Below are 18529 nucleotides of genomic sequence, written 5' to 3' on the forward strand. Positions count from 1 at the left end.
CACCCCGCGTTCGGCGACATATATCGAAATGCACCACCTGTCCGTTTGAACGTCAGTCAGACATTTGTTGTGGTCTGATCAGGTGAGGCCGCAACCCTCAGGTGGGGCGGTTCGTGGAGGTGCTTAATGAAGATGCCAATAGCGGTGTTGCTGCTGGGTCTGGGATTTGGGAGCCAGGTATGTGCCGACGCTCGGAGCGGCGTATGGGTCTACCAGCCAGATGGCGGCAGTTATCGCGTCGAAAGCCGCGCATATCAGTACGACCCGCGCAGCCCGTACCCGCAACACAGGCAGTATCCACAGAATCTGCCGCCCCGTTATCAGGGGCAACTTCCTCCGCAATATTACGATCGGCACCGCGGGTCAGATCGGCATCGCTGGGACTATGAGCGACGGGGTGAAGGTCGCCAGCTGCAGCGGTGGAAGGATGAACGTAGATCGAGATTTGATCGTCCTTCGCGCTGGGAACGTGAGCATTCGAGAAATTTTCGCAGGCCACCTCTGGTCCGTGATGGGCGCGATTATCGAATTCATCACCGGCGCGATTTCGACGGCCACCATTATCGCCGCTGAAACACGCGGACCCTCGTTTCCCAACGTTAACCCCGGCGCGCTTTAAAGGCGCGCCGCGTGATCACTGCCTGATTGCCTCTGCTGCCGTTGGCTCGCTGCGTATGTTCCTGGCTCAGCGATTTCTCCAGCGAGGATCGCGTTTTTCCAGAAACGCATTGACCCCTTCCAGCGTGTCGTCCGCTTCGAACAGATTGACGAAGGCTTCACGCTCGGCAGCGGCAAGACTCGCCGGGCCGCGACTATGCATCGAGTCGATCAGAGGTTTGATGGCACGCACAGCAACTGGGCTTTGACGCGCTACGCGAGAAGCCACCAGAAGTGCGTGTCCACGCGCCTCGCCCGGTTCCACTACCTGCTCCACCAGGCCGATACGCAGAGCAGTGTCCGCAGTGACCCGTTCACCGCAGAGAATCATTCGTTTCGCCCAGCCTTCACCGACCAGCCAGGCCAGTGCCTGCGTACCGCCAGCGCAGGGCAGCAGGCCCACCGAGGCTTCCGGTAGCCCCAGCTGAGCCTGTTGCTCGGCGATGCGGATGTCGCATGCCAATGCGCACTCCAGCCCTCCGCCAAGCGCGAAGCCGTTGATCGCGGCGATGGACACCCCGCGAAACTGGCGAAGGGCCTCGAAGGCTTCGCCGAAGCGCCTCGCCATTTCACTCGCGCGGGTGCGGTCGCCATCAGCGAAGAGTTTGAGATCGGCGCCAGCGCTGAAGAATTTTTCACCCTGGCCGGTGATCACCAGTGCATAGACTTCATCGTCATGGTTCAGATGCTCGACGACTTGCTTGAGGCCAATCAGGGACTCGCGGTCCCAAGTGTTGGCCGGGGGATGGTTGATGGTAATCAGCGCGGTATGGCCATGCTTTTCCACGGTCAACTTGTGGGTCAGATCGAAAAAACCCGACTTGTAGGGTTCGACTGCAGTGGTGCTCATGGTGATGGTCATCCTCGTCGGAATCGAATGCCTGCGACTCGCTTGGATCAGAGGCCTGATCGCGCCAAGTGTTGCAGGTCAGACGTTGGCAAAGGTGCTTGTTCCAAGTCTAGTTGCATTCGTTTCGATCTGGCGAGGTGCGGTGCGAGGGGATGAAGGCGGGCGTAGGAGCGTAAGAGCAATGCCGGACAGCGCAACGTGAGAGGCCTGCGCGAGGGACGGAGCGGCCTGGTCGTCCAGCGCCGCTCTTTTGCGTCTGACTGGTTACTGGAGTGCGAGCGCCTGGCCGCCAGCGCGGCGCTCGGTCTGCCATTCGGCGAGCGATGGCGCAGCCTGCTCTCCGGTGAGGCGGTGGACGATCTCGAAATAGTCCTGCTTGAAGCGGTCCTTGAGCACCTCCTGGCGCGGCTTGACCTTCACCGCGTATACCGTCTGCACGTTCTGGTGATCGAATGTACGCCACTGCTGCTCGCCCTTGAGCAAACTGTAACGATGGCCTTCGAGCGCTGCAATGACCCGCTCGCTGTCGAGGCTGCGGGCGCGAGTCGCTGCATCGGCCCACTGATAGACGATGCTGTAGGCCGAGGCGGCCGAACTGGATGGGTGGGTCTGGTAGCGCTCATCGTAGTTCTTGACGAACTGTTTTCCGGTCTCGGAGCCTTCCAGTTCCGGTACGCGCCACGTCCAGGGTTCGGTACCCAGAACACCGCGCATGATGTCCGGGCCGGCTGTTTCAACCATGCTCAGCGTCAGGTTGGGCACTGCGACCTGCATCCTCTTGTTCAGGCCGAGTTCGTCGGCAATCCGCATGGCCCGCACCAGGTCCTCGCCGAACAGCACCAGTACCAGAACCTCGGCATCGCTACTGGCGACCTGGGTCAGGGCCTGTCGATAATCAGAGAGGCGGGCGCCGGGAAACGCGGTTTTGATGCCCGGGTGCTGACTGCTGTTTTCGGTGCCGGTAGCCTGGCGTAGCGAGCTTTCGCTGGTATGGCCCCAGGTGTAATCGGAGGTGATGTAAAAGTAGCGCTTGTTGGGGAGATGCTTGTTCAAATACTGCCCCAGCACCTGGGCACTCATCCAGGCGTTGTTGCATTCGCGAAACATATAGCGATGCGCATCTTTTCCGGTCGTGTCATTGGAATAGGTCAGCGTGCCGAAATAGAGCAGGCCGCGTTCCTTGGCGCGCTTGCCTGCGGCGATGGCAACCGCGCTCGAAGCACCGCCGAACAGCATGACTGCACCTTCGTCGGCCAGCTTGTCCACGTTGGCTACAGCTTTCGCAGGTCTTGATGCGGAATTGCGGCTCGATAGCTGGAGCGGCCTACCCAGCACGCCACCTCTGGCGTTGATCTCATCGATTGCCAGCAATGCCCCGCGCATTTGCGATAGCCCTTCTTCTTTGTAACTGCCGGTGCGAGGATAGTTGAGGCCGAGGGTGATCGGGTCGGCAGCTTCAACTGCCAGACAGAACCCCAGCCCGAGCGCAAGGAGCGTAGCCCGTTTCATTACAGATTCCTTGTTGTATTTGTTATTGGCGAGAGCGTTTTTACTGTGTGCTGCGGCTATTCGTCACGCACTCATTGGTCGTAAGCCGCCGGTCTTTCGCTTGGCTGTGAGGTAGCCGACATTTTCTGAAGGTGATTGCCGGTATGGGTCCGCCCGGTTCGCGCGCATTGACTCGGCAGAATCCTTTCCTTAGGGTTCGGCGCCTCGGCAAGCCAGGGCAACGTCATGAATCAAGGTGATCGCGTCAAACTCGAAACCAGCTGGAAAACAGCTTTGCAGGAAGAATTCGAGCTGCCGTACATGAAACAGCTGGGAGATTTTCTACGTCGCGAGAAGGCGGCTGGAAAGGTGATCTATCCGCCGGGGCCCTTGATTTTTCATGCCTTGGATTCGACCCCGCTAGAGCAGGTTCGCGTCGTGATTCTGGGGCAGGACCCCTATCACGGTGCCGGTCAGGCGCACGGGTTGTGTTTTTCGGTGCAGCCAGGCGTGGCGCCGCCCCCATCATTGCAAAACATCTTCAAGGAACTTAAGCGCGACCTGAATCTGGACGTGCCCAGCCACGGCTATCTCCAGCATTGGGCGGATCAAGGCGTGCTGATGCTCAACACCTCATTGACGGTAGAGCAGGGAATGGCCGGATCGCACGCCAAGATGGGCTGGCAGCGCCTGACCGATCGGATCATCGAGGTGATAAGCGAAAGGCGCTCGAACGTGGTGTTCCTGCTATGGGGCGCGCATGCCCAGAGCAAAGCGAAGCTGATTGATCCGACCCGGCATCTGCTACTGAAGTCGGTTCATCCGTCGCCCCTGTCGGCGCATCGTGGATTCATCGGCAACGGTCACTTCAGCCGGGCCAATCAATTTCTAAAGCAGCGCGGCCTTGAGCCAATCGATTGGGCGTTGCCGGAGAAAGTCTAAACAGCGCGGCAAGCGCAGATGCCGGGCGGCACCTGCGAGGCGCTTACTGAAGCATGCTCATCGCCGCATCCATCGCAGCAGAGAGATCTTCGTCTTCTTGCAGCAGCGTACTGGGGTCAAGACCGAGCTTGGCGAATGCGGGGATCTGATTCCAATCGAGTTGCGCATAGGGGTGCGAGCTGCCGATATAGCTCTGCAGCGTTGCCACCTGGACGATGTCGACGTAATCCACCTTCGCTGATACACGTGAGAAATCGAGGTACTGGCCGGGGACCGTGGCGATCGGCTCGGGAAACTCCCAGGCACGAAGAATCTTTTCACCGATGATCGGATGAATCCGGTCGATCACATGATTGAGACTGATCGAGTCGCTAAGCAGCGCGCTGTGCTCCTCGGCGTAGGTGAGGATCGGTAGGACGCCGATCTGGTGAACCAGTCCCGCCAGCGTTGCCTGGTCGGCAGGGAGGCGGGTGAAGTTGCGGCACAGCACGTGACTGATAGCGGCAATCTCGGTGCTCTTGTTCCAGACCTCACGCATCTTGCGATCCACCACATCGGTAGTCGCTTGGAACATCTGTTCCATCGCCAGACCGGTCGCGAGGTTCGACGTATAGTTGATGCCCAGGCGGCTGATCGCCATCTGCAGATCGTTTATTTCCCTGTTGGTACGCAGCAGCGGGCTGTTGACCACCTTGATGATGCGTGCCGTGAGAGCGGTGTCGTTGCCAATCACCTTGGCCAGCGTTGGTATACCTACGTCCGGGTCCTCTGCGGCTTCTCTTACCCGCAGTGCAACTTCCGGAAGCGTCGGCAGGATCAGCTCGTCGTTTTCGATTGCCTGTGTGAGTGCCTGCTGGACCTTGTCGGCAAGAGTGCTCATGTCTTTCCTTACTTGTGATTCGGCTTGGAGTGTGGCTGGCAATGGCTAGCGCTGGATCTCGCGGTCGGCGTCTAGGGTGTAGGGCAACGGGAGCAGCGTCAGCGGAGGGCCGTCGGGCGAGCCGAGGAACAGTCGGCCATCTGCTGCAGCCTCTTGCTGCAGCACGGCCAGCAGCTCCAGAGCGCCCTCGGCGTTTGCCGCCATGACGACTTCACCTACGCTTGAGCCATTCGCTGGGGAGTAGATTTCAAGCCCAGCGGTCGGCACCGGTGCGTCGATATCTTGCGCGGCAAGGCGGTGCAGGCGGCGCTTCAATTTACCCAGATACTGCATCCGCGCGACAATTTCCTGGCCGGTGTAGCAGCCCTTTTTGAAGCTGACGCCGCCAAGAGCCTGCAAGTTGATCATCTGCGGGATGAACAGCTCACGGGTCGCTGCCAGCACCTGGCCGACGCCGGCGCGGATCTGTGCGAGCAGCCAGCGGTCAATCGATGCCACGGGGAGCTGGGCTGCCAATCGCAGTCGGGTGGTTTCGGCGTCCTGCGCGCGGGCCCAGAGCTCGGCGCGGCCATCATTCAAGCGCACGGCGATCAAACCGTGCGCAGCGACCATCATGTCGGCCGTCTGGGGAAGATCCAGGCCGAGATTGACAAGAGCGCCATCACCTTCGCAAAGCCCAAAGCGAACCCACTCAGCGCTCTCGTCATGCAGTTTGGACTTCGAGAAGACCGCGAACTTTGCCAGGTCGGCGAGTTGCGGCTGGACCAGTTCATGGTCCATCGCCAGCAGATAGCCGTCGCCTTCCGGCAGGATGCGGAAGCTGGACTGCATCCGCCCCTTGGGTGTGCAGCGCGCACCGAGGCTCGAATGCTGGCCATCGAGGTAATTAAGGTTGCAGGTCAGTTGGCCCTGCAGAAACTTGCTCGCATCCGCGCCGCGTACGGCCAGGACGCCTTCGTGCGACAAAACGCAAAAGAAAGCAGTGTCAGTCATGACGAGTCGCCGTGGAAAAATCCGGATCGGCATCATAGCAGGCCATGGGCGAAATACAGTGTGCGCAAGCTGCCACTCTGTGGGCCTGAATGCTTGTGCCGCCCGCTCATGGCAGTCGCTATAATGCCCAGCTTCAACTCAGGAGCATTTGCATGGTCGAACAATCCGAACTCAATCGTCTGTTCTGGCAGAGCCGTCGCGGCATGCTCGAACTGGATGTACTGCTGGTGCCTTTCGTCAAGGAGGTCTATCCGCAGCTCGGCGAGGAAGATCAGCGCCGCTACCGCAAGTTGCTGAGCTCTGAAGATCAGGACATGTTTGGCTGGTTCATGGAGCGCGACGTGCCTGAAGATGAGGATCTACGCCTCATGGTTCGTATGATTCTTGATCGTGTCCAGCCAAAGTAGTCAGGCATTCGAGTGCCGCTGGCGGGCTTCTGGCCTGCTGTTGGCCCTGTATCTGCTGACACTGCTGCTGGCGGTGATCACACTGTTTTTTTTGCCGGTACCCTTGTGGCTACTGATGTTCGGGTTGTCGCTGTGCTTGCTGCACGCTGCCTGGACGATACCGTCTCGCGTCCTGCTTTGTCGTGGTCGTTCGTGGCGTGGTCTGCGCCATGATCAGCAGGGTTGGTCGCTATGGAGTCAGGCGGGTGGCTGGCAGCCCGTGCAATTACTGCCTGACAGCATTGCGCTTCCGCTGGTCGTGGTATTGCGATTCAAACGGCCGGGTGACTGGTTTGCTCAGGGGGTCTGCATTCCGCACGGTGCAATGGCGCCGGAGCAACACCGGCGTTTGCGGCTCAGGTTGAAGTTCAGCCGTCGTAGGTGGGCGGCGCCAGGATAGTGTCTCTGGCTTCGGGCAGCTGTTCAGGATAGTCCAGCGTAAAATGCAGGCCCCGGCTTTCCTTTCGTTGCATGGCCGAACCAATCATCAGCTCAGCAACGGTTGCAAGATTCCTCAGCTCGATCAGGTCCCGTGAGACCTTGTAATTGCTATAGAACTCATCGATTTCGCCAAGCAGCAAGCGAACCCGATGCTGCGCGCGCATGAGTCGCTTGGTGGTGCGAACGATACCTACGTAGTCCCACATGAACCGCCGCAGTTCGTCCCAATTGTGCGCGATAATGACGTCTTCGTCCGAATCGGTTACCTGGGTGGCGTCCCATGTCGGCAGGGCGCTGGGAGTGGTGACGCCGGGCAGTTCGCGAAGCATGTCGTGCGCAGCGGCGCGCGCATAGACGAAACACTCCAGTAGCGAATTGCTGGCCATGCGGTTGGCGCCATGCAAGCCGGTAAAGCTGGTTTCGCCGATTGCGTAGAGTCCTGGTATGTCGGTTCTGCCGGCCTGGTCGACCAGCACGCCGCCGCAGGTATAGTGGGCCGCCGGTACCACCGGGATCGGCTCGCAGGTGATGTCGATGCCGAATTCCAGGCAGCGCTCATACACGGTCGGGAAGTGCGCTTTGATGAATTCCGTCGGTTTGTCGCTGATATCCAGATAGACGCAATCGATGCCGAGACGCTTCATTTCATGATCGATCGCGCGGGCCACGATGTCACGGGGCGCCAGTTCGGCACGCGGGTCGAAGCGCGGCATGAAACGTTCACCGTTGGGCAGCTTCAGCACAGCGCCCTCGCCACGCAACGCCTCGGTAACCAAAAAGCTTTTGGCTTTTGGGTGGTACAGGCAGGTTGGATGAAACTGATTGAACTCCAGATTGCCCACTCTGCATCCGGCGCGCCACGCCATGGCGATACCGTCGCCACATGCACCGTCGGGGTTGCTGGTATACAGATATACCTTCGCGGCGCCACCGGTCGCCAGTACGGTGAATTTCGCGTGGAAGGTGTCCACTTCCCCGTTGCTTCGATCCAGCACATAGGCACCCAGGCACCGCTTGCCACTCAGGCCCAGCTTGTGTTCGGTAATCAGGTCCACGGCGACGCGCTGATGCAGCAGATCGATGTTTTCCCGATCATGCGCGCGTGCGAGCAGGGTATTGAAAATTGCAGCGCCGGTCGCGTCTGCGGCATGAATGATGCGCCTGTGGCTGTGTCCCCCCTCGCGGGTCAGGTGATATTCGAAGCCGTCCTCTTCGCGCTGGGTGTCATCGCGAGTGAACGGGACGCCCTGTTCGATCAGCCATTGGATAGCTTCGCGGCTGTGCTCCACGGTAAAACGTACTGCTTCTTCCTTGCACAGACCGCCGCCGGCAACGAGGGTGTCGGCGACATGGGATTCGATGGTGTCAGTAGTGTCCAGCACCGCGGCCACACCTCCCTGAGCCCAATACGTGGAGCCATTGGCCAGTTCGCCCTTGCTCAACACCGCAACCTGGAGTGAGGGAGGCAGATTGAGCGCCAGGGTCAGGCCAGCTGCGCCGCTGCCTATGACTAGAACGTCGTATTGATAATGTCGGCTCATTTCGAATCCCACGTTGAGGCGAGCGCTAGTATATAGCTGCTTCCACCGGCAAAATAGCGGCCCTTGTTGGACTTGGCTGGGCGCTTTGGAACTTTTCTTGCAGGCTTGTCTCTATAGACAGTTGTGGATAAAACCCGGCTGGCCATCGTGCGGTGGGCGGCGGGGTTTTGCTGTGGATATCAGGGCGACGCCATCGGAACGATTCGTTTCGAGGCGTAGCTCGCCAATGCAGTCAGGTGTGTTGCAGGAATGCTTGCTTGAAGGGGGAGAACTTTTGTGTAAAGCCCGGGTCTATTCTGGCAGGTCAGCTCGTAGGCGAGCACAGCACCCCTACCGGGTCATGGAGGAGTGTTTATGCTAACCCAGGAGCAGGACCAGCAACTGGTCGAGCGAGTGCAGCGAGGAGATAAACGGGCTTTCGATTTGTTGGTATTGAAATACCAGCACAAGATTCTCGGATTGATCGTGCGCTTTGTGCATGATTCTCACGAAGCCCAGGATGTTGCGCAGGAAGCCTTTATTAAGGCCTATCGTGCGCTAGCGAATTTTCGTGGAGATAGTGCTTTTTATACATGGCTGTACCGCATCGCAATCAATACGGCGAAGAATCATCTGGTGGCGCGAGGAAGACGGCCGCCAGACAGCGATGTCAGCTCCGAAGATGCTGAGTTCTATGAGGGGGATCACGCCCTTAAAGATATAGAGTCGCCGGAGCGAGCGCTTCTCAGGGATGAAATAGAAGACACAGTTCATAGAACTATCCAACAACTTCCAGAAGATTTGCGTACGGCTCTAACACTGCGTGAATTTGATGGTCTTAGTTATGAAGACATTGCAAACGTCATGCAGTGTCCGGTGGGTACGGTCCGCTCACGGATATTCCGAGCGCGGGAAGCCATCGATAAAGCATTGCAACCCTTGTTGCATGAATCCTGAGACAGCGGCGATAGCCAAGAGAGGAACCGCCATGAGTCGTGAAGCCCTGCATGAATCGCTGTCCGCGGTGATGGATAACGAAGCGGACGAGTTAGAATTACGTCGAGTGCTCGCCGCAGAGGGCGACAGTGAAATGCGATCGACTTGGTCGCGCTACCAGGTTGCTCGTGCCGCAATGCACAAGGAACTGATCGAGCCTCGTATGGATATCGCTGCGGCGGTTTCGGCCGCTTTGGCCGACGAGCCCGCGATATCGGTGGCCAAGCCTCAGCGCTTGGCTTGGAAGAATGTAGGTCGTCTTGCTGTTGCGGCGTCGGTCACCGTCGCTGTGTTGGCGGGTGTGCGTCTGTACAATCAGAGCGAAGTGGCCGGTCCTCAGATTGCTCAGCAGCCTGCGCAGCCTAGCATTGCAGTGCCGCAGGCCAGCCAGGGGCCAGCTGTGTTGGCAGGTTATAGCGAAGGTACGGCCGTTCCGGGTGCTCAGGTAACGGGAGCGGAGGCGCCAACTAACAGCTGGCATGAAAAGAGGTTGCCGGCGTATGTGCGTCAGCATGCTCAGCAAGCCGCTTTTGGTAGCGGTTCGGAAAGTGCGCTGCCCTATGCTCGTGCTGCCAGCATGGAAGATCGTTAAGGAACAACATGCGTGTAATACCGCTGTTTGTGGTACTCGGAGGCTGGCTATCGATGCCGGCCTTCGCTGCTGAGGCCGATGTCTTGATGCAGCGACTTGCTGCCGCTGAGAAAAAACAAAGCTACCAAGGCACCTTCGTCTATGAGCGAAACGGCAGCTTTTCCAGTCATGCTGTCTGGCAGCTGGCAGATGATAAACAGTTGCATGAGCGGCTATTGCGGCTGGATGGTCCCGCTGCAGAGGTCGTGCTCCTGAACGGGAAGATTCAGTGCGCGAGCGAAGACATGGCGTCCCAAGTGCGGGAAATCACGCCGTGGCAACAGCGGTTGGAGCCGGACATACTTTCCAAGTGGTACGACTTTCAAGTCATCGGTGAATCCCGGGTTGCAGGACGCCCAACAGTTGCACTGGCTATACGTCCTCGCGATCAGCACCGCTACGGCTTTGAGTTGCATCTCGACCGAGAAACTTCCCTGCCGCTCAAATCATTGTTGCTTGACGAAAGCGGGCAATTGCTTGAGCGCTTTCAGTTCACCCATTTTGAACCAGGCTCTGCGGCGCCCGCCGATCTGAAGGGCGGCGCCGATTGCAAGCCGGTCTCGCTCGCTGCGGATCAAAAGGAAGCGGCATCAACGAAATGGCGCTCTGATTGGTTGCCGGACGGCTTTCGGTTGATTGATTCGGACGTGCGTTCCAGCCCCGTTTCGAAAGAGCCGGTGACCTGGTTGTCTTATGGCGACGGAATAGCCCGCGTGTCGGTATTTATCGAGCCTCTAGGCGATGCAGTCGTTGAAGATGCACGCAGTCAGATGGGGCCAACGGTGGCCGTCTCGAAGCGTATTTCGACAGCTGACGGTGATGTCATGGTTACTGTTGTCGGGGAAATCCCTCTAGGCACTGCGGAGCGAATTGCCTTGTCCATGCGCTCCGGGGCCGACCAGGCACCGCAATGATCGAGGAGTCAGGGCGTGTAGTTGCGGTGACCCCCGGCGCAGTTTGGGTTGAGACGAAGCGCGGCAGCACCTGTTCCGGCTGTTCTGTTAAGAATGGCTGTGGACAGGGCGTTATGGACAGGCTTGGTATTCGTGAGCGACGTGGGTTGACGCTCGCGGTGTCTGATCTGCATCTTAGTGTTGGGGATGGCGTCGTAATTGGTGTGCGGGAGCGCGCGCTGCTTCGTGGTGCTGCCCTTGTCTACCTATTTCCCTTAATCGCATTACTGATATCGGCAGCCATTGCTTCGGCGCTTTCAGCTGCCGAGGCATATGTCATGCTGGCCGGTATTAGCGGTTTCGCCATTTCTTGGTTGATCGTATACAAACGCAGCCGGCACACAGCTTCAGACCCTGATCTGCAGCCAGTTGTACTGCGAGCGACAATGGCAGTCGCGCCCTGATCAAACAGTCTGTATATAGGAGCGGTCTGATGCAGGCTTCGGGATAGTCGCCTTGTGTCCTGTGCATTCGCTCACCTTTTTCGCTCACTCGATCCCACCCCGTTGCCGACGCTGAGCGTCCGTTTCGCGCTGCTTCGATTGCTCGTGCGTGGCGTTGATTCGGCGCCGAGCTGGGCAGTTTTGCTCTTTCTGCTGTTCCGGCACGGGTGAACCCTTCTGAGGATGAAGCTTTGCTCTGAGAGATCGGTGCCTCGGCGGGTGAATGCCGGTCCCGTTTGCATCGCGCAATGCAGCGTATTGTTGTCCGTTCGGCTCGTCGGCTGCTTGGCGCTTTGAAAGCAGGTTGCGGGGACCAGCGTGGCACTGGATAGACCGATCAGGTACACTTCGCGGCTATTTTCGGCGGGCAATCGGCTCGCGACGTATTGGGTGTTGAGCTGTGAGCGACCTGAGTCATATCCGCAATTTTTCTATCATCGCGCACATCGATCATGGCAAGTCGACTCTTGCTGACCGTTTTATTCAGATGTGTGGCGGTTTGACCGAGCGTGAAATGAACGCCCAGGTGCTTGATTCGATGGACCTCGAACGCGAACGAGGCATCACTATCAAGGCGCACAGCGTCACGCTGTACTACAAGGCGAAGGATGGCAACACTTACCAGCTGAACTTTATCGACACCCCAGGCCACGTGGATTTCACCTATGAGGTCAGTCGCTCGCTGGCTGCGTGCGAGGGTGCGTTGCTGGTCGTTGATGCCGGGCAGGGTGTTGAAGCGCAATCGGTAGCCAACTGCTATACAGCCATCGAGCAGGGCTTGGAAGTCATGCCTGTGCTGAACAAGATGGATCTGCCGCAGGCCGATCCCGATAAGGTCAAGGACGAAATCGAACATATCATCGGTATCGATGCGACTGACGCGGTGGCGTGCAGCGCCAAAAGCGGGATGGGCGTAGACGATGTGCTTGAGCGTCTGGTGGCAGTCATTCCACCACCGACGGGCGAAATCGATGCGCCGCTGCAGGCGCTGATCATTGATTCCTGGTTCGACAACTACCTTGGTGTCGTCTCGCTGGTCCGTGTTCGCCATGGCCGGATCAAGAAGGGTGACAAGGTTCTGGTCAAGTCCACTGGCAAGGTGCACCAGGTCGATAGCGTGGGCGTCTTCAACCCGAAACACACCAGTACGGCGGACCTCAAGGCTGGCGAAGTCGGCTTTATCATCGCCGGTATCAAGGATATCCACGGTGCTCCGGTTGGCGACACGCTCACCCTGTCGAACACGCCCGACGTCGAGATGCTGCCTGGTTTCAAACGGGTCAAGCCGCAGGTCTATGCGGGCCTGTTTCCGGTAAGCTCAGACGATTTCGAAGATTTCCGTGAAGCACTGCAAAAGCTCACGCTTAACGATGCGGCACTGCAGTACGAGCCGGAGAGTTCAGACGCGCTTGGGTTCGGCTTCCGTATCGGCTTCCTCGGCATGTTGCACATGGAGATTATCCAGGAGCGCCTCGAGCGCGAGTATGACCTGGATCTGATCACCACGGCGCCGACCGTGGTCTATGAGCTGTTGCTGAAGAACGGTGAGACTATATATGTCGATAGTCCGTCCAAGCTGCCGGATCTCTCCTCTATTGAAGATATGCGTGAGCCCATCGTTCGGGCCAACATACTCGTGCCCCAAGAGCATCTTGGCAGCGTCATTACGCTATGCATCGAAAAGCGGGGCGTGCAGCACGATCTGCAGTTTCTCGGAAGCCAGGTCCAGGTGCGCTATGACCTGCCAATGAGCGAAGTGGTGCTCGACTTTTTCGATCGGCTCAAATCAGTCAGTCGTGGCTATGCCTCGCTGGACTACAGCTTCGAGTGCTTCCAGTCAGCCAATCTCACTCGCCTGGATATCCTTATCAACGGTGATAAGGTCGACGCGCTCGCACTGATCGTGCACCGCGATAATGCGCATTACAAAGGACGGATTCTCGTCGAGAAGATGAAGGAGCTGATCCCTAGACAGATGTTCGACGTTGCCATCCAGGCCGCACTGGGTGGTCAGATTGTTGCGCGCAGCACCGTAAAGGCCTTGCGCAAAAACGTTTTGGCGAAGTGCTACGGCGGTGACGTGAGTCGTAAGCGCAAGCTGCTTGAAAAGCAAAAGGCCGGTAAGAAGCGAATGAAGCAGGTAGGCAACGTGGAAATCCCGCAAGAAGCCTTCCTCGCAGTGCTCAAGGTAGATAGCTGATATGTCGATCAATTTCCCGCTGGTGCTGGTCATTGCCGTTGCTGTGTGCGGTTTTCTCGCGCTGCTCGATCTGCTGGTGTTCGCGCCTCGGCGTCGGGCCGCGATCGCTAGCTACGAAGGCCAGACTAGGGAGCCTGATCAGTCGACGCTCGACGCTTTGAACAGAGAGCCGGTTCTGATCGAATACGGCAAATCGTTTTTCCCGGTTCTCGCGATCGTGCTGGTATTGCGCTCGTTTTTGATCGAACCGTTCCAGATTCCATCGGGGTCGATGATCCCGACGCTCGAGGTCGGCGATTTTATCCTGGTCAACAAGTTCGCCTATGGCATCCGGCTACCGGTGGTCGACACCAAGATCATCGAGGTCAGTGATCCGCAGCGTGGCGATGTCATGGTGTTTCGTTACCCCAGCGATCCCAACATAAACTACATCAAGCGCGTCATAGGCCTGCCCGGCGATGTGATTCGCTACAGCAGCGACAAGCGGCTGAGCATCAACGGCGAGCTGGTACCTGAAATGCTGATTGGAGAAGAGCCTGGAAGTCTGGGCAGCGCCAAGCTTTACCAGGAAAAACTTGGTGAGGTGGAGCACCTCATCCGTAAGGAAATGGCCCGCTATCGGGTCGAACCCAACCGCGAGTGGCAGGTTCCGGAAGGCCATTACTTTATGATGGGCGACAACCGCGACAATTCCAACGACAGCCGCTACTGGCACGATGCTGCGATTCCAGCGGAGTTCGCCGGCATGGTTCCAGACCGCAATATTGTCGGCAAGGCCTTCGCCGTATGGATGAGCTGGCCTGATCCGAAGTTCAGCAACCTGCCGCACTTTTCCCGCGTAGGATTGATTCACTGAGTCTGTGAATCAGGGCCCGGTTCCAGCGAGCCGGACCGTTATATTTGCACAGTTCCCGATCCGCGGGTTACGTACGACATAGAGGTCGACATGAGTTTCGCACGTTCGCAAAAAGGGCTGTCCATGCTGAGCTGGATCATGGTGCTGGCGCTGGTCGCTTTTTTTGCCAGTACCGCATTCAAGATGCTGCCGCATTACTTCGACTATATGTCGATGGACAAGATCATCTCAGGGGTCGAGAGTGACAAGGCGCTGGACATCCGCACCGTGCGAGATTTCTATAGCCATGTACGCAAAGGCATGGACGTCAATGGTATTCGCGACCTGAACCTCGACGAGGCGATGAAGGTCGTGATTGAGAATAATGAGTTCAAGGTCCACTTGGACTATGAAAAACGCGAGCCCCTGATCCGTAATCTCGATCTGGTGGCGAACTTCGATAAAGAATATCGCCTAAGGATGCCGTGAGCACTTCGTTAGCCCGTCTCGAGCGCAGGCTCGGATATCAATTCAAGGACCAGGAGCTGATGCTCCTGGCTCTGACGCATCGCAGCTATGCCGGACGCAACAATGAGCGGCTGGAGTTTCTCGGCGATGCCATTCTCAACTTCATCGCCGGCGAGGCGCTGTTCAATCATTTTCCTCAGGCCAAGGAGGGGCAACTCTCCCGTCTTCGGGCACGCCTGGTTAAGGGTGAAACGCTGGCAGTGCTTGCTCGTGGGTTTGAACTTGGCGAATACCTGCGGCTCGGTTCCGGCGAGCTGAAAAGCGGTGGTTTTCGCCGTGAATCGATCCTCGCCGATACGCTGGAAGCCCTGATCGGTGCGATCTACCTGGATGCAGGGATTGAGGCGGCGCGTGATCGCGTGCTTGCCTGGCTAGCCAATGAGTTGGAGGGGCTTACGCTCGTTGATACCAACAAGGATCCGAAGACGCGGCTGCAGGAGTTTCTGCAATCGCGCGCATGCGAACTACCCAAGTACGAAGTAGTAGCGATCCAGGGCGAACCGCATTGCAGGACCTTCTTCGTCGAGTGCCAGATATCGTTGCTCAATGAGAAGACTCAAGGGCAGGGTGCCAGCCGGCGTATTGCCGAACAGGTTGCCGCTGCCTCGGCATTGATTGCGCTGGGCGTGGAGAACGGCAATGACTGATGAACGAATTGAAGGTGAAGACGTCACCCGCTGCGGCTATGTAGCCATCGTGGGAAGGCCCAACGTGGGCAAGTCGACCCTGCTCAACCACGTGCTCGGACAGAAGCTCGCGATCACCTCGCGCAAGCCGCAGACAACCCGACACAACATGCTGGGCATCAAGACCGAAGGCGCCGTCCAGGCGGTGTACGTCGATACGCCCGGCCTGCACAAGAATGGCGAGACCGCCCTCAATCGCTATATGAATCGCACGGCTTCCTCGGCTTTGAAAGATGTCGATGTCGTAGTGTTCGTGGTCGACCGCACGCGCTGGACCGATGAGGATCAGTTGGTGCTCGAACGTGTGCAGTACGTTGAAGGTCCGGTCATCGTTGCGGTGAACAAGACTGATCGCGTCGAGGATAAGGGCGAATTACTGCCGCATTTCGAATGGTTGGCTCAGCAACTGCCTAGAGCTGAGATCGTGCCGATCTCCGCCCAGCACGGACAGAATCTGGATGTGTTCGAGAAGCTCGTCGCCTCGCACTTGCCCGAGGGCGAACATTTCTTCCCCGAGGACCAGATTACCGACCGCAGCAGCCGCTTCCTGGCGGCGGAGCTGGTACGCGAGAAGATCATGCGCCAGCTCGGCGCAGAAGTGCCCTACCAGATCACCGTCGAGATTGAAGACTTCAAGCAGCAGGGCCACGTGCTGCATATTCATGCGCTGATCCTCGTCGAACGCGACGGCCAGAAGAAGATCATCATTGGCGACAAGGGCGAGCGCATCAAGCGCATCGGCCAGGAAGCGCGCAAGGACATGGAAGTGCTGTTCGATTCCAAGGTCATGCTCAATCTCTGGGTGAAAGTGAAGAGCGGCTGGTCCGATGATGAACGGGCGCTGCATTCGCTGGGCTACAGCTGAGTCAAAGCAATTTGGTTCTTGCCATACTTGATTGCCAATTGCAGCAGCCAGCTGCAGTTGGCGCATAGTTGATCACCCACCTCGCGGCGCTCGCCTCATCTCATGACCGCCCAATCCGCCTTCGTTCTGCACAGTCGTCCATACCGCGAGAGCAGTGCGCTGGTGGATTTCTTCACGCCTGAAGGAAGGTTGCGCGCGGTGCTTCGTGGCGCACGCGGCAAGGCGGGCACGCTGGCCAGACCGTTTGTGCCGCTTGAAGTCGAGTTCCGTGGTCGTAGTGATCTCAAGGCCGTGGCCCGCCTGGAAAGTGCTGGTCTGGCCTACTGGCTGGATGGCAATGCGTTGTTCAGCGGCATGTACCTCAACGAATTGCTGATTCGCCTGCTCCCGGCTGAGGACGCCCATCCCGCTATGTTCGAGCACTATGTCGCAACCCTGCCCGCGCTGGCGGCCAAACGCCCTCTGGAACCTATTCTGCGGGCGTTCGAATGGCGGCTGCTGACCGAGCTGGGTTACGGTTTCGCCTTGGATAGGGATATTTCTGCGCAGCCGATCGCCAGCGGTGGGCTCTATCGGTTGTTACCGGATACCGGGCTGGAGCCCGTGGGTCAGTTTCAACCCGGCCTGTTCAATGGCGCGGAACTCCTGGCCATGGCCGAGGCCGATTGGGAAGTACCTGGCGCCCTGGCAGCAGCAAAAAGATTGATGCGGCAGGCATTGGCGCCCCATCTGGGTGGCCGACCTCTGGTCAGCCGCGAACTGTTCATGAACATCAAGGAGGTCCCGCGTGACTGAAGCCAATCGAATTCTGCTCGGCGTCAACGTCGATCATGTCGCCACCCTGCGTCAAGCGCGCGGCACGCGCTACCCGGACCCGGTCAAGGCCGCGCTGGATGCCGAGGAGGCGGGGGCCGATGGCATCACCGTGCATCTGCGCGAGGACCGTCGGCACATCCAGGAGCGTGACGTGCTGATGATGAAGGATGCGCTGCAAACCCGGATGAACTTCGAGATGGGCGTGACCGATGCCATGCTGGCCTTCGCTGAACAGCTGCGGCCGGAGCATGTTTGCCTGGTGCCGGAGACTCGCCAGGAGCTCACCACCGAAGGGGGGCTCGATGTTGCCGGCCAGGAGTCGCGCATCAGAGACGCGGTCAGTCGTCTGGCTGCCTGCGGAGCGGAAGTATCGTTGTTCATCGATGCCGACCCGCGGCAGATCGAAGCCGCTGCTCGAGTCGGCGCGCCGGCCATCGAACTGCATACTGGGCGCTATGCTGATGCACAGGGCGTGGCCGAGAGAGCGTGCGAGCTAGCCCGTATCCGTGATGGTGTCGAGTCAGGGCTGAGCCATGGTTTGATCGTCAATGCCGGACACGGGCTGCATTATCACAATGCCGAGGCCATCGCTGCCATCCGAGGGGTCAACGAATTGAACATCGGTCATGCGATCGTCGCGCACGCGCTGTTCGTTGGTTTCAAACAAGCGGTCAAGGAAATGAAACACCTCATCCTGACCGCCGCGGCTCGCGGATAAGGCTTCCAGGTGGGCGCAGTTCGCTTATCGCCTGAACAGGTTCAGCAGGATCGTTAACACTACGCTGAGGATGATCATTGAAGTGATCGGAATGAAGGTTCGGCTGCGCTCCGATTCGATGCGGATATCGCCGGGGAGCTTGCCGAACCAGCTCAGCAGCCCTGGCGCATAATGAAGAACCGCGCCGAGCAAGAGCAGCAACAGGCCTGCGCCAATCAGCCATTTCGCCATTCCGTCTTCCTTTCTCGCCGTTGCCTGAGATCCGCTGCGTTGGTTATTTGTGATAGGCGGCAAATGCCGCTATGACATGGCGGGCCAGGACCTCTACAGGCTCGCTGCGATCTGCGGCCCGTAGCAGCTTGATCTGATACTCGCCGAGAGCTGGCAGGCTGGCGCTTTCTTCCAGGCGCTTCAGTGGAGGACGGATCAGACTCAGTGGATAGGGTGCCACGGCAAGATCAGCGATCATTGCAGCTTCCTGCCCTGCGCACTGATCGGCGGAATAGGCGATACGGTAGCTACGTCCAGCTCGGTCGAGCGCATCCAGCGCCTGACGGCGCCAGGCACAATCAGGGCTGGCCAGGGCCAGTGGCAGCGGGGTGCGCTCGACCGCGACGCCACCGGCTCCTCCCGCCCCGAAC

The 18529-nt window shown here is 58.6% G+C and carries 21 protein-coding genes and 1 pseudogene; 15 read left to right on the plus strand and 7 right to left on the minus strand.

Annotation, left to right across the window (positions count from 1 at the left end; all coding sequences use genetic code 11):
* Nucleotides 1–181 precede the first annotated feature (181 nt).
* Entirely contained in the window at nt 182–619 is a 438-nt protein-coding gene (locus tag PSTU_RS0117050) for a hypothetical protein (protein WP_157999804.1), read from the plus strand.
* Between the two features lie 66 nt (nt 620–685).
* Here PSTU_RS0117050 and PSTU_RS0117055 read toward each other — a convergent pair whose 3' ends face one another.
* Nucleotides 686–1507: an enoyl-CoA hydratase gene (locus PSTU_RS0117055; RefSeq protein WP_036993367.1), complete on the minus strand. Its 822-nt coding sequence runs from the start codon at nt 1505–1507 to the stop codon at nt 686–688.
* Between the two features lie 264 nt (nt 1508–1771).
* The gene (locus PSTU_RS0117060; RefSeq protein WP_019342226.1) at nt 1772–3016 is read right to left on the minus strand and encodes an ABC transporter substrate-binding protein; all 1245 of its coding nucleotides are present in this window, start codon (nt 3014–3016) and stop codon (nt 1772–1774) included.
* 225 nt (nt 3017–3241) lie between these two features.
* Between PSTU_RS0117060 and ung the strand changes: the two genes are divergently transcribed.
* Entirely contained in the window at nt 3242–3937 is a 696-nt protein-coding gene (gene ung, locus PSTU_RS0117065) for a uracil-DNA glycosylase (protein ID WP_019342227.1), read from the plus strand.
* A gap of 43 nt (nt 3938–3980) precedes the next feature.
* Here ung and PSTU_RS0117070 read toward each other — a convergent pair whose 3' ends face one another.
* Both PSTU_RS0117070 and PSTU_RS0117075 read right to left on the minus strand, forming a co-directional pair.
* The gene (locus PSTU_RS0117070; RefSeq protein ID WP_019342228.1) at nt 3981–4817 is read right to left on the minus strand and encodes an HDOD domain-containing protein; all 837 of its coding nucleotides are present in this window, start codon (nt 4815–4817) and stop codon (nt 3981–3983) included.
* A gap of 45 nt (nt 4818–4862) precedes the next feature.
* Nucleotides 4863–5810 (minus strand): YgfZ/GcvT domain-containing protein, encoded by a 948-nt coding sequence (locus PSTU_RS0117075; RefSeq protein WP_019342229.1) that lies wholly within the window; start codon nt 5808–5810, stop codon nt 4863–4865.
* A gap of 152 nt (nt 5811–5962) precedes the next feature.
* Here PSTU_RS0117075 and PSTU_RS0117080 point away from each other — a divergent pair, with 152 nt between their 5' ends.
* Both PSTU_RS0117080 and PSTU_RS0117085 read left to right on the plus strand, forming a co-directional pair.
* Nucleotides 5963–6217, plus strand: coding sequence for a succinate dehydrogenase assembly factor 2 (locus tag PSTU_RS0117080; RefSeq protein ID WP_019342230.1), 255 nt, complete (start codon nt 5963–5965; stop codon nt 6215–6217).
* Nucleotides 6201–6656, plus strand: a complete 456-nt coding sequence (locus tag PSTU_RS0117085; protein WP_019342231.1) for a protein YgfX — start codon at nt 6201–6203, stop codon at nt 6654–6656. Before PSTU_RS0117080 ends, PSTU_RS0117085 begins: the two co-directional genes overlap by 17 nt.
* Here the strand turns inward: PSTU_RS0117085 and nadB are convergent.
* The gene (gene nadB, locus PSTU_RS0117090; protein WP_019342232.1) at nt 6625–8238 is read right to left on the minus strand and encodes an L-aspartate oxidase; all 1614 of its coding nucleotides are present in this window, start codon (nt 8236–8238) and stop codon (nt 6625–6627) included. The two genes, PSTU_RS0117085 and nadB, sit on opposite strands and share 32 nt — an antisense overlap.
* Nucleotides 8239–8592: 354 nt before the next feature.
* Between nadB and rpoE the strand changes: the two genes are divergently transcribed.
* The 11 genes from rpoE to pdxJ all read left to right on the plus strand — a co-directional run bounded on the left by rpoE (nt 8593) and on the right by pdxJ (nt 17888).
* Nucleotides 8593–9174, plus strand: coding sequence for an RNA polymerase sigma factor RpoE (gene rpoE, locus PSTU_RS0117095; RefSeq protein WP_019342233.1), 582 nt, complete (start codon nt 8593–8595; stop codon nt 9172–9174).
* Nucleotides 9175–9205: 31 nt separating this feature from the next.
* Complete coding sequence (locus PSTU_RS0117100) at nt 9206–9805, plus strand: sigma-E factor negative regulatory protein (RefSeq protein WP_019342234.1); 600 nt, start codon at nt 9206–9208, stop codon at nt 9803–9805.
* An 8-nt stretch (nt 9806–9813) separates the two neighbouring features.
* Nucleotides 9814–10758 (plus strand): MucB/RseB C-terminal domain-containing protein, encoded by a 945-nt coding sequence (locus PSTU_RS0117105; RefSeq protein ID WP_019342235.1) that lies wholly within the window; start codon nt 9814–9816, stop codon nt 10756–10758.
* Complete coding sequence (locus PSTU_RS0117110; protein ID WP_019342236.1) at nt 10755–11201, plus strand: SoxR reducing system RseC family protein; 447 nt, start codon at nt 10755–10757, stop codon at nt 11199–11201. Before PSTU_RS0117105 ends, PSTU_RS0117110 begins: the two co-directional genes overlap by 4 nt.
* A 439-nt stretch (nt 11202–11640) precedes the next feature.
* Entirely contained in the window at nt 11641–13440 is a 1800-nt protein-coding gene (lepA, locus tag PSTU_RS0117115) for a translation elongation factor 4 (protein ID WP_019342237.1), read from the plus strand.
* A 1-nt stretch (nt 13441) separates the two neighbouring features.
* Nucleotides 13442–14296, plus strand: coding sequence for a signal peptidase I (gene lepB / locus PSTU_RS0117120; protein WP_019342238.1), 855 nt, complete (start codon nt 13442–13444; stop codon nt 14294–14296).
* A gap of 90 nt (nt 14297–14386) precedes the next feature.
* Nucleotides 14387–14764 (plus strand): DUF4845 domain-containing protein, encoded by a 378-nt coding sequence (locus PSTU_RS0117125; RefSeq protein WP_019342239.1) that lies wholly within the window; start codon nt 14387–14389, stop codon nt 14762–14764.
* Nucleotides 14761–15450 (plus strand): ribonuclease III, encoded by a 690-nt coding sequence (gene rnc / locus PSTU_RS0117130; protein ID WP_019342240.1) that lies wholly within the window; start codon nt 14761–14763, stop codon nt 15448–15450. The genes PSTU_RS0117125 and rnc overlap by 4 nt, the downstream gene beginning before the upstream one ends.
* On the plus strand, nt 15443–16354 hold the full coding sequence (gene era, locus PSTU_RS0117135; RefSeq protein WP_019342241.1) for a GTPase Era: 912 nt from the start codon (nt 15443–15445) through the stop codon (nt 16352–16354). The genes rnc and era overlap by 8 nt, the downstream gene beginning before the upstream one ends.
* Nucleotides 16355–16456: 102 nt before the next feature.
* On the plus strand, nt 16457–17149 hold the full coding sequence (gene recO / locus PSTU_RS0117145; RefSeq protein WP_019342243.1) for a DNA repair protein RecO: 693 nt from the start codon (nt 16457–16459) through the stop codon (nt 17147–17149).
* The gene (gene pdxJ, locus PSTU_RS0117150) at nt 17142–17888 is read left to right on the plus strand and encodes a pyridoxine 5'-phosphate synthase (protein WP_019342244.1); all 747 of its coding nucleotides are present in this window, start codon (nt 17142–17144) and stop codon (nt 17886–17888) included. The genes recO and pdxJ overlap by 8 nt, the downstream gene beginning before the upstream one ends.
* Before the next feature lie 24 nt (nt 17889–17912).
* Here pdxJ and PSTU_RS0117155 read toward each other — a convergent pair whose 3' ends face one another.
* Together PSTU_RS0117155 and PSTU_RS20950 are read right to left on the minus strand one after the other, a co-directional pair.
* Nucleotides 17913–18119: a DUF2905 domain-containing protein gene (locus PSTU_RS0117155; RefSeq protein ID WP_019342245.1), complete on the minus strand. Its 207-nt coding sequence runs from the start codon at nt 18117–18119 to the stop codon at nt 17913–17915.
* A 43-nt stretch (nt 18120–18162) separates the two neighbouring features.
* A pseudogene (locus PSTU_RS20950) lies at nt 18163–18529 on the minus strand (LysR family transcriptional regulator); the annotation flags it as partial.

The sequence above is a fragment of the Stutzerimonas stutzeri SDM-LAC genome, from assembly GCF_000235745.1.
Classification (GTDB): Bacteria; Pseudomonadota; Gammaproteobacteria; order Pseudomonadales; family Pseudomonadaceae; genus Stutzerimonas; species Stutzerimonas stutzeri_H.

Excerpts from the sequence above, each read along its gene's own strand:
- rpoE (WP_019342233.1), top strand. The coding sequence starts at position 8,593 with ATGCTAACCCAGGAGCAGGACCAGCAACTGGTCGAGCGAGTGCAGCGA.
- PSTU_RS0117070 (WP_019342228.1), bottom strand. The coding sequence starts at position 4,817 with ATGAGCACTCTTGCCGACAAGGTCCAGCAGGCACTCACACAGGCAATC.
- PSTU_RS0117100 (WP_019342234.1), top strand. The coding sequence starts at position 9,206 with ATGAGTCGTGAAGCCCTGCATGAATCGCTGTCCGCGGTGATGGATAAC.
- PSTU_RS0117110 (WP_019342236.1), top strand. The coding sequence starts at position 10,755 with ATGATCGAGGAGTCAGGGCGTGTAGTTGCGGTGACCCCCGGCGCAGTT.
- lepB (WP_019342238.1), top strand. The coding sequence starts at position 13,442 with ATGTCGATCAATTTCCCGCTGGTGCTGGTCATTGCCGTTGCTGTGTGC.
- PSTU_RS0117080 (WP_019342230.1), top strand. The coding sequence starts at position 5,963 with ATGGTCGAACAATCCGAACTCAATCGTCTGTTCTGGCAGAGCCGTCGC.
- PSTU_RS0117060 (WP_019342226.1), bottom strand. The coding sequence starts at position 3,016 with ATGAAACGGGCTACGCTCCTTGCGCTCGGGCTGGGGTTCTGTCTGGCA.
- PSTU_RS0117155 (WP_019342245.1), bottom strand. The coding sequence starts at position 18,119 with ATGGCGAAATGGCTGATTGGCGCAGGCCTGTTGCTGCTCTTGCTCGGC.
- nadB (WP_019342232.1), bottom strand. The coding sequence starts at position 8,238 with ATGAGCCGACATTATCAATACGACGTTCTAGTCATAGGCAGCGGCGCA.
- PSTU_RS0117055 (WP_036993367.1), bottom strand. The coding sequence starts at position 1,507 with ATGAGCACCACTGCAGTCGAACCCTACAAGTCGGGTTTTTTCGATCTG.
- PSTU_RS0117125 (WP_019342239.1), top strand. The coding sequence starts at position 14,387 with ATGAGTTTCGCACGTTCGCAAAAAGGGCTGTCCATGCTGAGCTGGATC.
- PSTU_RS0117105 (WP_019342235.1), top strand. The coding sequence starts at position 9,814 with ATGCGTGTAATACCGCTGTTTGTGGTACTCGGAGGCTGGCTATCGATG.
- era (WP_019342241.1), top strand. The coding sequence starts at position 15,443 with ATGACTGATGAACGAATTGAAGGTGAAGACGTCACCCGCTGCGGCTAT.
- PSTU_RS0117075 (WP_019342229.1), bottom strand. The coding sequence starts at position 5,810 with ATGACTGACACTGCTTTCTTTTGCGTTTTGTCGCACGAAGGCGTCCTG.
- recO (WP_019342243.1), top strand. The coding sequence starts at position 16,457 with ATGACCGCCCAATCCGCCTTCGTTCTGCACAGTCGTCCATACCGCGAG.
- ung (WP_019342227.1), top strand. The coding sequence starts at position 3,242 with ATGAATCAAGGTGATCGCGTCAAACTCGAAACCAGCTGGAAAACAGCT.